Annotated in this window: 12 protein-coding genes; 7 read left to right on the forward strand and 5 right to left on the reverse strand. The window is 64.0% G+C overall.

Annotated elements, in window-relative coordinates; genetic code table 11:
• From cysT to A2J03_RS23355, 7 genes are all read left to right on the forward strand, one after another.
• On the forward strand, nt 1-842 hold an 842-nt coding region (gene cysT, locus A2J03_RS23325; RefSeq protein ID WP_442971400.1), incomplete at its 5' end, for an ABC transporter permease.
• Nucleotides 839-1,639: a sulfate ABC transporter permease subunit CysW gene (cysW, locus tag A2J03_RS23330; protein WP_068378718.1), complete on the forward strand. Its 801-nt coding sequence runs from the start codon at nt 839-841 to the stop codon at nt 1,637-1,639. The genes cysT and cysW, both read left to right, overlap by 4 nt.
• Entirely contained in the window at nt 1,639-2,706 is a 1,068-nt protein-coding gene (locus A2J03_RS23335; RefSeq protein WP_068378721.1) for a sulfate/molybdate ABC transporter ATP-binding protein, read from the forward strand. Before cysW ends, A2J03_RS23335 begins: the two co-directional genes overlap by 1 nt.
• 65 nt (nt 2,707-2,771) lie before the next feature.
• Nucleotides 2,772-3,812, forward strand: a complete 1,041-nt coding sequence (locus A2J03_RS23340; RefSeq protein ID WP_068378723.1) for an iron ABC transporter substrate-binding protein — start codon at nt 2,772-2,774, stop codon at nt 3,810-3,812.
• A 1-nt stretch (nt 3,813) separates the two neighbouring features.
• A complete protein-coding gene (locus tag A2J03_RS23345) occupies nt 3,814-5,361 on the forward strand; it encodes an ABC transporter permease (protein ID WP_231912682.1) in 1,548 nt (515 codons plus the stop codon).
• Nucleotides 5,358-6,470 (forward strand): ABC transporter ATP-binding protein, encoded by a 1,113-nt coding sequence (locus A2J03_RS23350; RefSeq protein WP_068378725.1) that lies wholly within the window; start codon nt 5,358-5,360, stop codon nt 6,468-6,470. The genes A2J03_RS23345 and A2J03_RS23350 overlap by 4 nt, the downstream gene beginning before the upstream one ends.
• Before the next feature lie 48 nt (nt 6,471-6,518).
• Nucleotides 6,519-7,199, forward strand: a complete 681-nt coding sequence (locus A2J03_RS23355) for a YoaK family protein (RefSeq protein WP_068378727.1) — start codon at nt 6,519-6,521, stop codon at nt 7,197-7,199.
• 1 nt (nt 7,200) lies between these two features.
• On the opposite strand, the gene A2J03_RS23360 is transcribed toward A2J03_RS23355, so the two are convergent.
• The 5 genes from A2J03_RS23360 to A2J03_RS23380 all read right to left on the reverse strand — a co-directional run.
• Nucleotides 7,201-7,986 carry a sirohydrochlorin chelatase gene (locus A2J03_RS23360; RefSeq protein ID WP_068378730.1) on the reverse strand — a complete coding sequence of 262 codons (786 nt, stop codon included), beginning with the start codon at nt 7,984-7,986 and terminating at the stop codon, nt 7,201-7,203.
• Nucleotides 7,983-9,320, reverse strand: coding sequence for a sulfate adenylyltransferase subunit 1 (locus tag A2J03_RS23365; protein WP_068378734.1), 1,338 nt, complete (start codon nt 9,318-9,320; stop codon nt 7,983-7,985). The genes A2J03_RS23360 and A2J03_RS23365 overlap by 4 nt, the downstream gene beginning before the upstream one ends.
• Nucleotides 9,320-10,279 (reverse strand): sulfate adenylyltransferase subunit CysD, encoded by a 960-nt coding sequence (gene cysD, locus A2J03_RS23370; RefSeq protein WP_442971401.1) that lies wholly within the window; start codon nt 10,277-10,279, stop codon nt 9,320-9,322. The genes A2J03_RS23365 and cysD overlap by 1 nt, the downstream gene beginning before the upstream one ends.
• On the reverse strand, nt 10,276-10,974 hold the full coding sequence (locus A2J03_RS23375; RefSeq protein ID WP_156520548.1) for a phosphoadenylyl-sulfate reductase: 699 nt from the start codon (nt 10,972-10,974) through the stop codon (nt 10,276-10,278). Before A2J03_RS23375 ends, cysD begins: the two co-directional genes overlap by 4 nt.
• A 23-nt stretch (nt 10,975-10,997) precedes the next feature.
• Nucleotides 10,998-12,723: nitrite/sulfite reductase (locus A2J03_RS23380; RefSeq protein WP_068378743.1), on the reverse strand; the 1,726-nt coding region annotated here is incomplete at its 5' end.

Consider the following 12,723-nt stretch of genomic DNA (forward strand, 5'->3'; position numbering starts at 1 on the left):
CGACGAGAAGTGGAGATCCCGCACCGCGGAAGGGCCGGAAGTTCAGAGGCCCGGGCTCGGTCGGACCGCTGGGCCTTGGTGTCGCAGTCCTGTGGTTGAGCATCATCGTTCTGCTGCCGCTTGCTGCCCTGACCGTCAAATCGTTCGACGACGGCCTGGCCGGCTTCTGGGATGCCATCACCACGACCCGTGCGATCGCGACGTTCAAGGTCACACTCGAGGTCTCTGCGGCGGCCGCCGTCGTCAACCTCGTGTTCGGTACTTTGATCGCCTGGGTGTTGGTGCGCGACGAGTTTCCCGGTAAGAAGTTCGTCAACGCTCTGATCGACCTTCCGTTCGCGCTCCCCACCATCGTCGCCAGCCTCGTGCTGCTCTCGCTCTACGGCCCAGCGAGCCCGATCGGTCTGGTGTTCAACGCCACCAAGCCCGCTGTGGTCGTGGCACTGCTGTTCGTCACGCTCCCGTTCGTCGTGCGGGCCGTGCAGCCGGTGCTGATCGAACTGGATCGGGAGGTCGAGGAGGCAGCTGCATCGCTCGGTGCGAACAACTGGACGATCTTCCGCTCGATCGTGCTACCGGTCCTGTTGCCCTCGGTGCTCAGCGGGACCGGACTCGCCTTTGCACGGGCGATAGGTGAGTTCGGATCCGTCGTGTTGATCGGCGGTAACATCCCCGGGGAAACACAGATCGCGTCGCAGTACATTCGCGAACTGATCGAATACGACCGACCGGTCGACGCAGCAGCCATCTCGGGGGTTCTTCTCGCGCTCGCTTTCGTCGTATTGTTCGTACTCCGCATCGTCGGAAACCGCCTCGCTCGGCGAGAGGAGCAGAACCGATGAAGATCGCTCTCCCGATCAAACTCTCGCTCCGCACGATTGCCCTCCTCTATCTTGCGGCGCTCGTTCTCTTTCCTCTCGGCGCGATTCTGTACCGAACCTTCGAGAACGGGTTCGTCGAGTTCTGGGGTCTCATCACGACGCCTGCGGCGCAATCCGCACTGCAGCTGTCGTTGCTCATCGTGGCTATCGTGGTGCCGATCAACGTCGTGTTCGGAGTCATCACGGCGTTGGCGTTGGTGCGCGGGCGTTTTCGAGGCAAGGGAATACTCGAGTCCATAGTCGACCTTCCGTTCGCGGTGTCACCCATCGTCACCGGTGTCGCCCTGATCCTGCTGTGGGGCGCGAACGGGTGGTTCGGTGGAATCGAAAGCCTCGGATTCAAGATCATCTTCGCGCTTCCTGGCATGGTCATCGCGACGATATTCGTGACCCTTCCGTTCGTGGTGCGCGAGGTCGAGCCGGTTCTGTACGAGATCGGGGAGGAGCAGGAAGAGGCGGCATCGACGCTGGGTGCGTCGTCGCTACAAACGTTCTGGCGCATCACTCTTCCGGCGATCAGGTGGGGATTGACCTACGGAATCGTGTTGACGGTGGCCCGTTCACTCGGTGAATTCGGTGCCGTGATCATGGTGTCGACCAACCTGCCCGGCATCTCGCAGACCCTGACACTCCTGGTCAACTCGCGGTACGAGGACTTCAACCCGCAGGGTGCCTACGCGGCGTCGACTCTGCTCATGTTCATCGCCGTCATCGTGCTGCTTCTGATGACTACCCTCGACAAGAAGAGGACGAAGTAATGACTGCACCGAAGGCCGACCAGATCGAGATCTCCGTAGTCGGCGGCAAGAAGAACTACGGCGACTTCGCCGCTCTCGACGACGTCAGCATCGACATCCCCAAGGGGTCGCTGACTGCACTGCTCGGTCCGAGTGGCTCGGGAAAGTCGACGCTGCTGCGATCGATCGCGGGTCTGGAGCAGCTCGATTCGGGTCAGGTGATTCTGGGTGGACAGGACGTCACCTGGATCAGCCCTCAGCGTCGTGAAATAGGGTTCGTGTTCCAGCACTACGCCGCGTTCAAGCACCTCAGCGTCCGTGACAACGTGGCGTTCGGGCTGAAGATCAGGAAGCGCCCGAAGGCGGAGATCAAGCGCAAGGTCGACGAACTTCTCGAGATCGTCGGCCTGGCGGGCTTCCAGAACAGGTTCCCGGCCCAGCTGTCCGGTGGGCAACGCCAGCGGATGGCGCTCGCGCGCGCGCTGGCCGTCGACCCGCAGGTGTTGCTCCTCGACGAGCCGTTCGGTGCGCTCGACGCGAAGGTCCGTGAGGACCTGCGGACGTGGCTACGTCGGCTGCACGACGAAGTCCATGTGACAACAGTTCTCGTCACGCACGACCAGGAGGAGGCCCTCGACGTCGCAGACCGCATCGCGGTGTTGAACAAGGGCAGGATCGAACAGGTCGGCACGCCGGAGGACCTGTACGACCGGCCGGAGACCGACTTCGTGATGTCGTTTCTCGGTCAGGTCTCGAAGTTGAACGGGATGCTGGTACGCCCCCACGACATTCGGGTGGGCCGGGATCCGAGCATGGCGCTCGCGCAGGCGACCGGTACTGCGGAATCCGCCGGGGTCACGCGCGCGGTCGTCGAGCGCGTCGTGCACCTCGGGTTCGAGGTCAAGGTCGAGTTGAAGAACTCGGCTACGGGTGAGGCGTTCACGGCTCAGATCACCCGGGGTGACAGCGAGGCGCTGCAGCTCGAAACAGGGGAGTCGGTCTATGTGCGGGCCACCCGAATCCCGAAGGTGGCCGACAGCGGCGGCGTTCCCGACGCCGAGGCTGCAGCAGCGGGGCAAGCTAGCTGAGGCTGGCCTAACGGTGTATGTTTCTCCCGGTATGTCGTTTTTGTCGCTAGATTTCAGGGAGAATCATGGGTCGCGTTCATCGTTTGGCGCTGCTGTCCATCAGCGCAACTGTTGCTGTCGGATTGGTGGGGTGTAGTTCGTCGCCTGAGGAGTCGGACTCGGGTGCGCAGACCAGCGGGACGAGCACCGAGTCGGTCGTTGTCTACTCGGGACGCGACGAGGACCTCGTCGATCCATTGATCTCTCGTATCGGCGGAAACATCGAAGTCGACTACTCCGGCAACACCAACGCGCAAGCCGCGAAGATCCTCGAAGAGGGCGATGCGTCGCCCGCCGATGTCTTCTATGGCCAGGACGCCGGCGCGCTAGGCGCGTTGGACGAGGCGGGAGCATTGGCACCGTTGCCGCAGGACATCCTCGAACTCGTGCCCGAGCAGTATCGCGGCGCCGACGGCACCTGGGTCGCGACATCCGCGCGCGCGAGGGTCCTGGCGTACAACTCCGACATCGTCACCGCGTCCGACCTGCCGGCCGGCATCGACGGACTGTTGGATCCGCGCTGGCGCGGACAGATCGGCCACGCACCGACCAACGCATCGTTCCAGGCATTCGTCACCGCATTGCGCGTGCAGCGTGGGGAAGACGGAGCCCGTCAGTGGTTGGACGGATTCCTCGCGAACGAACCGGTTGCCTTCGAGGGCAACGGCCCGCTGATGACCGCGGTGAACGACGGACAGGTGGCCACCGGGCTGACCAATCACTATTACTGGTACCCGTTCAAGGCCGAGAACGGCGACGCGGCACCGATCGAACTGCACTACTTTGCACCGGGTGACCCTGGCGCGCTGGTGAACGTCGCAGGCGCAGGTGTTCTCGCGACGTCGACCAATCAGGAAGCGGCGCAGGATTTCGTACGCGAACTCCTGTCCGCGGAATCGCAGGCCTACTTCGCCGACGAAACCGCCGAGTACCCCGTGATCGACGGAGTCACCTCGAGCTACGACCTTCCACCGCTCGCCGATCTGGGCGCATCCGACATCGATCTGGGTCAGCTGGCATCGCTCGAGCAGACTCAGGCGTTGCTCACCGAGGTCGGAATGATCTAGCTTGACGTATCTCCACCGCGGCCGCCCGATACTCGCGGCGGCCGCGTCGATCGTTGCTCTCGGTGCGCTGACGCCCCTGGTCTATCTCGCACTTCGATCGTTCGAGGGCGGAGTGGGCAAAGCGTCGACTCTGCTGTTTCGTCGGCGAACACTCGACCTCGCGCTGCGTACAGCGGCACTGACCTCGGTCGTCGCAATCGCATGCCTGATCCTGGGAATTCTCGCAGCGTGGTTGGTGACGCGGACGAATCTTCCGGGTCGCCGGTTCTTCGCGGTCGCGCTCTGCGCGCCACTGGCGATCCCTTCCTACGTCTCGGGATACGTCTGGATTGCGGAATTCCCCTCGCTTGCAGGCTTCTTCGGGGCTGCCCTCGTGCTGTCCATGTCGTGCTTTCCGCTCGTGATGTTGCCCGTCGCCGCCGCGTTTGCCGCGGCAGACCCGGGGCGAGCGGAAGTGTCCCGGACGCTGGGGCGAGGCGCACTGCGTACTGCATTTACCGTGGAACTTCGGTATGTACTACCGTCGGCGGCCGCGGGCGTGCTGCTCGCTTCGCTGTACACCATCAGCGATTTCGGTGCCGTCGCACTCATGCGGTACGACGCGTTCACGCTGGGGATCTACAGTGCTTACCGCGGTGGTTTGGACAGGACCGCCGCATCGATCCTCGGTCTCGTACTCGTACTGATGGCACTCGTTCTGACTCTGGCCGAGCGGCGTACTCGTCGGGGAGCAACTGCGCGTATCGGCTCCGGTTCACCTCGCGCAGCCGAGCCCGTCGAGTTAGGACGCTGGACGCTTCCGGCCCTGCTGATGGTCTCCACGTTGCTGGCGACCGCGGTGGCAGTGCCGATCCTGGGTCTCGTACGGTGGTTGGTTCGGTCCTTTCGATTCACCATCGACTGGGTCGACGTCATCGACACGACTCTCGCTACGTTGCGGTACTCGGCGTTCGCTGCACTCGCCGTGGTGATCCTTGCGCTTCCCGTAGCGTTGTTCGCCGCTCGGTCGACGTCGCCGGTGGCACGGGCTGCGGAACTGTCCACCTACATCGCTCACGGCCTGCCCGGAATCACCGTCGGACTTGCGGTCGTGTTCATCGGAATACGGCTGCTCCCATCCATCTATCAAACTGCAACTCTGCTCGTACTGGCTTACGTGGTTCTGTTCCTTCCGTTGGCGGTCGGGTCCACCAGAGCTGCGATCCACGCCTCACCCGTTGTGCTCGAAGATGTATCGCGCACGCTGGGAAACACCCGCACTCGAACCGACATCCGCGTGACGTTGCCCATCGCGGTGCCCGGAATTGCGGCGGGCGGGGCACTGGTATTCCTGACCGTCGCCAAGGAACTTCCTGCCACGTTGCTTCTTCGTCCTCGCGGGGTCGACACCCTCGCGACCGAACTGTGGTCGACGACGCAGGTATTCAAGTACGGCGAAGCGGCTCCCTACGCCTTCGCCTTGATCATCGTGTCGGCAGTCCCGACCTTCGTACTCGATCGGGCGATCCGCCGCCGGGGCGAGCGATCGGTCCGAAAGGAGAACCTGTGAGCGAGCTTTCGGTACGCGGCCTCGGCGCGTCCTACGGCAGGCGCGAAGTACTGTTCGATATCGATCTCGACCTCGAGGCGGGTGAAATGCTCGCTGTCCTCGGTCCATCGGGGTGCGGCAAGACGACGTTGCTTCGTTCGTTGGCCGGTCTGCATCGAATCGACCGCGGTTCCATCACGCTGGCGGGGACTGTGCTGGCGGCCCCACCGTCGACGCACGTTCCGCCCGAACACCGGCGGATCGGACTGATGCCGCAGGAAGGGGGATTGTTCCCGCACCTGAGCGTAGGTGAGAACGTCGGATTCGGTTTGGTGAATTCACTGCCGCACAAGCGTTGGGGTGACCGTGCGCGTCGCCGCTCTCGCGTCGAAGCCATGCTCGAACTCGTCGGATTGCCCGATGCTATCGACGTCGACCCGCGCGAGCTGTCCGGGGGACAGCAGCAGCGTGTGGCGCTCGCGCGTGCTCTTGCTCCGAACCCCGCTGTAGTGCTCATGGATGAACCGTTCGCGTCGCTGGATGCCGGCCTACGTTCGGGCCTTCGGCGCGAAGTGCGGGAGCTGTTGCACAGCAGTGGAACTCCGTCGATTCTGGTGACACACGACCGCACCGAGGCGATGACCACAGCCGACCGCGTCACGGTTCTGCTCGACGGATCCACGGCACAGACGGGTACTCCGCACGAGCTCTACCACTGCCCGAGTTCGGAGGCCGTCGGTACATTTGTCGGCGAAGCGATGATGGTGGAGGGGCTGGGAGTCGGAACGGCCGCCGAGACGATCTTCGGGACCGTCCCGGTGACCGGCGTTGCGTCCGGCCGCGGCCGCGTGCTCGTCCGGCCCGAGCAACTCACGCCGGTTGCCGATTCGAATGGCGACTTCGTGATCGTCGAGACAGTCTTCGCAGGACCTCAATCCCTGCAAACGCTCGAACACCTCACCTCCGGCGCGAGGTCGACTGCGTGGGTGCGCGGTACCGAAATCTGTGAAGAAGGGGAGAGGGTTCGAGTAAAGGTCTCCGGACCGGTGGCGTTCTTCGACGCGGTCGGCACCGGAGACTGTGATCGCAAAAAGACTGTGACCCAGGTGGATCAACCTGCACCGTCGTGACCGATTACACGGAGACGAATGCCTGCCGGTTCTCTATCGTCGGACACTATGCCATCCGTGTTCGATTCCGAAGCCCGATTGTCATGGATCCTGGCCGGACTCGCAGGTCTCGTCGGCGCCGCCGCGTTCACCAATACGGCAGGCTACTTCGTCACCTTCATGACCGGCAATACCGAGCGTGCCGCAGTCGGGTTCTTTCGCGGTGAGAACGCGATGGCAGCAGCGGCCATACTTCTCATTCTGACTTTCGTTGCCGGGGTGGTGATCGCGTCTTTGTGTCGCCGTCACCTCTGGAATGATCACCCTCACGGCGCGACAGTGCTGACCACGATCACGCTGGCGATCGCGTCGGTCGTCGACGTGATCATGAGCGGGTGGAGCGCGCCGCAAGTGCAGTTCGTTCCTATCCTGTTCATCTCGTTCGCGATGGGCGCGCTCAACACGTCGTTCGTGAAGAACGGTGAGGTGTCCATTCCGCTGAGCTACGTGACCGGAACTCTCGTCAAGATGGGTCAGGGCATGGAGCGGCACATCAGTGGCGGTTCGGTGAGGGACTGGCTCGGATATTTCTTGCTCTATGCGGGTTTTGCCGCCGGCGCGGTGATCGGCGGAGTCATGAGCTTGGCGATCACCGGCCCACAGGTCTTGATCGCCGCGACTGTGGTCTGCGCGGTCACGACGTTGTACACCTACCGTCGCACCGAAGAGGACTCGACGATCCTCGGCTGAATCACGCCGATCGCTCGGACGTGGCCCGTCCCCGCACGGTGAGGTCGTTGGCGGCGTCGTAACGGCTCGACACGACGTCCGCGACCAACGGGTGATCGCGCAGCACGTCTGCCGCGATGGCGTCGCGACAGAGGGTACTGAACTCGGCGAACACACGATCGGTCAGTAGGCCGGGGGCGAGGAACCACGGGGCGATCACGATCGTGCGTGCACCGGCCTCTTTTAGACAGGCAAGTGCCCGATCCGGTCGTGGGTCCTGCGCGGTCGCAAAGCATGTGACCGCCGCTCGCCACGACGTACCGTGCAGAACGCGCTGAGCGAGTGCACGCGAGCGCTGGTTGGCCGGCCCGTGGGAGGAGCCGACGGCCGCAACCGCGATACCCACGCTGGAATCGGTTGCGTCGATTCCCGCGGCGACAATTCTCGAGCGCATTGCAGCCACCATGCGTCGATCGTCGCCGAGTACCTCGGCTTGCCGGAGAATCAACTGGGGATGCCTGACGCGCGCGGCGTCGAGCACACCCGGGAGATCCACTCGGGCGTGAAACGCGCTGCCCAGCAACAATGGAACGACGGTTGCGTACCGGATCCCCTCGGCGGCGACGTCGTCGACGACGGATTCGACGCTCGGAGCCGTGAGGTCGAGAAATGCAACCCGCACGTCCAGATCCGGGCGCCGCAATCGAACTCGCTCGACGATCGTGTCCACGGTGAGCTTCGACCGTGGGTCGCGGCTACCGTGGGCGACGGCGATCAGGGTGCCGGATCGCACGGACGTCGCCTTCATGCAGGTTGCGGTGTACCGAGTTCCACCGCCGACAGTGCATCGCCGACCAGTCCAGCGGCCAGTGTGTTTCCGCCGGCTGGATCGATCAGGAGGAAGCTGCCGGTGTGGCGGTTGAGAGCGTAGTCGTCGGCAACGATCGGCTCGGCGACGCGAACGGAGATGCGGCCGATGTCGTTGAGCTCCAACGACTCCGGGGAAGGTTCCGCGGTGAGGTTCTGCTCGTCGAACTTTTCCACGAGCGAGCCGACGATGGCCTGAGTGGTTCGTGTGCCGTGCTTGAGCAACAAGCGAGCCCCCGGCCGTAGCGGCTTTTCGGCGAGCCAGCACACCGTCGCGTCGAATTCGCCGATGGGTTCCGGCGCATCATGGGGCGAGACGATGGTGTCACCGCGGGAGACGTCGACGTCGTCGGCGAGGATCAAGGTGACGCTGCGGCCGGCGTTGGCCGTTGCCAGTTCCCCGTCCGCGGTGTCGATGCGCTCGATGGTCGTCCGCGTCCCCGACGGCAGTACGAGAACCTCGTCGCCGGGGGAGACGGTCCCAGCTGCGACCTGTCCCGCGTAGCCGCGGTAGTCGGGGAATTCTGCAGTGCGGGGCCGGATCACGTACTGGACCGGGAATCGAAGTCCGACACGATGCGGTTCGGCGTCCACGGGTACCGACTCGAGGTGCTCGATCAGCGTCGGGCCGTCGTAGTACGGCGTGTTCGTCGAACGAACAGCGACGTTGTCACCGTGCAGCGCCGACACCGGGATTTCGATGACGTCTTCGGTGGCCCAGCCGAGGGACGAGGTGAGCGAGTTGAACTCGGCGGACATGTCGGCGAACACCTGAGCCGGGTCCTCGACGAGGTCGATCTTGTTGACCGCCAGCACGAGCTTGGGCACACCGAGCAGCGCGAGAACTGCGGCGTGCCTGCGAGTCTGCGTGATGACTCCCTTGCGGGCGTCTACCAGGAGGATTACGAGCTGAGCCGTCGAGGCGCCGGAGACCGTGTTTCGGGTGTACTGCACATGTCCGGGGGTGTCGGCCAGGACGAACGAGCGCGCGGGTGTGGCGAAGTAGCGGTACGCCACGTCGATGGTGATGCCCTGCTCGCGTTCGGCCCGCAGTCCGTCGACCAGCAGCGACAGGTCGGGGGTGCTCAGGCCGCGATCGACGGATGCACGTGTGACGGCGTCGATCTGGTCGGCGAGTACGGATTTCGTGTCGTACAGCAGGCGGCCGACGAGGGTGGACTTGCCGTCGTCGACGCTGCCGGCGGTGGCGAGGCGCAGCAGCTGCGTGCCTGCGGAATGACCAGAATTTACGGGAGTGGAGCTGGCGGTGCTCATCAGAAGTATCCTTCGCGTTTGCGGTCTTCCATGGCAGCCTCGGAGACGCGGTCGTCGCCGCGCGTGGCTCCACGTTCGGTGAGCCTGGATGCGGCGACCTCGGCGAGGATCGCCTCGTTGTCGACTGCGTCGGACAGGACTGCTCCGGTGGTGGAGCCGTCGCCGACCGTGCGGTACCGCACCGAGAGTGTCTGCAGCTCTTCGGCTTCGGATGGTCCACCCCATACGCCGGGTGTCATCCACATGCCGTCGCGCTGGTAGACGGGACGCTGGTGGGCGTAGTAGATGCTCGCCAGTTCGACGTCTTCACGGGCGATGTAGCGCCAGATGTCGAGTTCGGTGAAGTTGCTGAGCGGAAACACCCGGACCTGTTCACCCGGCGAATGCTTGCCGTTGTACAGGTTCCAGAGTTCCGGTCGTTGTTTCTTGGGGTCCCACTGGCCGAATGCGTTGCGCAGCGAGAAAATTCGCTCCTTGGCTCGGGCGCGTTCCTCGTCGCGGCGCGCACCGCCGAAGACCGCGTCGAAACGGTTCTCGGCGATGGCGTCGAGCAGTGGCACGGTCTGAAGCGGGTTGCGGATGCCGTCGGGACGTTCGGTCAGGCGTCCGTCCGCGAGGTAGTCCTCGACTTTCGCGACGTGCAGACGCAGGTTGTACTTCGCGACGACGTAGTCGCGGAAGTCCAGCACTTCCTGCAGATTGTGTCCGGTATCGACGTGCAGGAGTGTGAACGGCAGCGGCGCCGGCCAGAACGCTTTGATCGCCAAATGCAGCAGAACCGTGGAGTCTTTGCCGCCGGAGAACAAGATGACCGGTCGCTCGAACTCGCCGGCGACCTCACGGAAGATGTGAATGGCCTCCGACTCGAGTGCGTCGAGCGTATCGAAGCGTTCGCTGTCGATCAGCGGGCGCTGCGTGAGTTCGGCGGTCGTGCCCAGTGTTGTCGAAATCGATGTCATGACGCGTGCAACCCACATTCGGTCTTGGCCTTGCCGGCCCACCGACCGCTACGCGGGTCGGCGCCGGGGGCGGGTTTGACGGTGCACGGTGCGCACCCGATCGATGGATATCCCTCGTCGACGAGCGGATTGACGAGGATGGAGTGCTCGTCGATGTACCGCTGCATGTCCTCGTCCGACCATGCTGCGATCGGATTGATCTTCACGAGCCCGAACGCGTCGTCGAACGAGATGAGTGGCGCGTTCGCGCGAGTGGGGGCTTCGACGCGTCGGATGCCGGTGACCCATGCGCTGTAGTTGGCCAGCTCCTTTTTCAGCGGCGCAACCTTGCGCATGGCGCAGCAGCGATTGGGTTCGCGCGCGAACAGGTCCTTGCCCTCGATGGAATCCTGCTGCGCGACGCTCAGCTCGGCGCGGGCGTTGATGACGTTGACGCCGTACACGGCCTCGACTGCATCACGTGTGCCGATGGTCTCGGCGAAGTGGTAGCCGGTGTCGAGGAACAAGACGTCGACCCCCGGGTGCACCTGCGTTGCAAGGTGAACGAGGACCCCGTCCTGCATATTGGACGCGACGATGTAGTTCTTGCCGAACTGTCGCTCGGTCCACTCCATCAACGCGGTCGCGTCGGCACCGTCGAGTTCACGGGCGCCGCTCTCGGCGATCGCCTTCAGCTCGTCGACCGACAAGTCCATGCGTGTCGAAGATATCGGTGTGCTCATCGCAAATCCGCCTCGTCTGCTCGTACGGCCCACTGCGCGAACCGCTCGTCCTCGTCCTTGTTCTTGACGAAATTGCGCACCACTCGCTCGATGTAGTCACCCAACTCGGTGCTGTTAACCTTGTGCTGGCGCAGCTTTCGGCCGAACGCACTGTCCAGGCCGAGGCTGCCTCCCAGGTGAACCTGGAAACCCTCCACTTGATTCCCGTCGCCGTCGTCGACGAGTTGGCCTTTGAATCCGATGTCAGCGATCTGCGAACGCGCGCACGAGTTGGGGCAACCGTTGATGTTGATGGTGACCGGAACATCGAGCTGGGTGTTGATGTCAGCCAGCCGCTCCTCCAGGTCGGGTACGAGAACCTGTGAGCGCTTTCGGGTTTCGGCGAACGACAACTTGCAGAACTCGATTCCGCTGCACGCCATCAGGTTCTTGCGCCAATGCGACGGGCGAGCAGGCAGTCCGAGAGCGTCGAGATCGGAGATGAGCTCTTCGAGCTTGTCGTCGGGAACGTCGAGCACGATGAGCTTCTGGTATGGGGTGAAGCGAATGCGGTCGGAGCCGGCCTTCTCGGCCGCGTCGGCGATCTGGGCCATGATGGTGCCGGAGATGCGGCCGGCGATGGGGGCGACTCCGACGGCGTTGAGGCCGTTCTTGAGCTTCTGGATTCCGACGTGGTCGCGCGGACGTGTCGGCTTCTCCGGGGCAGGTCCGTCGATCAGTTTGCGGTGCAGGTATTCGTCCTCGAGTACCTGCCGGAACTTCTCGATGCCCCAGTCCTTGATCAGGAACTTCAGGCGGGCCTTGGTGCGAAGGCGGCGGTAGCCGTAGTCGCGGAAGATCGAGACGACGCCTTCCCATACGTCCGGCACGTCCTCGAGCGGTACCCAGACACCGACTCGCTGTGCGAGCATCGGGTTGGTCGAGAGCCCGCCGCCGACCCACAGGTCGAGCCCGGGGCCGTGCTCCGGGTGGTCGACGCCGATGAAGGCGCAGTCGTTGATCTCGTGCACCACGTCCTGCAGGCCCGAGATCGCGGTCTTGAACTTGCGGGGGAGGTTGGAGTACTCGGGCTTGCCGATGTAGCGCTCGACGATCTCGTCGATGGCGGAGGTCGGGTCGAGCACTTCGTCGACGGCTTCACCGGCGAGGGGAGAGCCGAGCACGACACGCGGGCAGTCCCCGCACGCTTCGGTCGTCTTCAGTCCGACTGCCTCGATGCGACGCCAGATCTCCGGTACGTTCTCGACCTCGATCCAGTGGTACTGGACGTTCTCCCGGTCCGACAGGTCCGCGGTGTCCCGGGCGAACTCCTGGGAGATTCCGGCCAGCGTTCGGACCTGCTCGAGGTTGAGGGCACCCGCATCGCACCGGATGCGCATCATGAAGTACTTGGCCTCGAGCAGGTCGATGTTCTCGTCACCGGTGAAGGTGCCGTCGTATCCCTGCTCGCGCTGGGTGTAGAGCCCCCACCACCGGAACCGACCACGTAGGTCGCTCTTGTCGATGCTGTCGAAACCCTGCTTCGAATAGATGTTCTCGATGCGGGCGCGAACGTTGAGCGGGTTGTCGTCCTTCTTGGACTGTTCGTTCGGGTTGAGCGGTTCGCGGTATCCGAGAGCCCACTGCCCCTCGGCGCGCCGCTTGGTGGGGCGCGGAGTGCGCTCCCGTGGGGCTACGCGTGCAGGCGTGGACGACGCCTCGGGCGTGGCAGCGTCGGTGGTC

The organism is Rhodococcus sp. EPR-157, assembly GCF_001647195.1.
GTDB lineage: Bacteria > Actinomycetota > Actinomycetes > Mycobacteriales > Mycobacteriaceae > Rhodococcoides.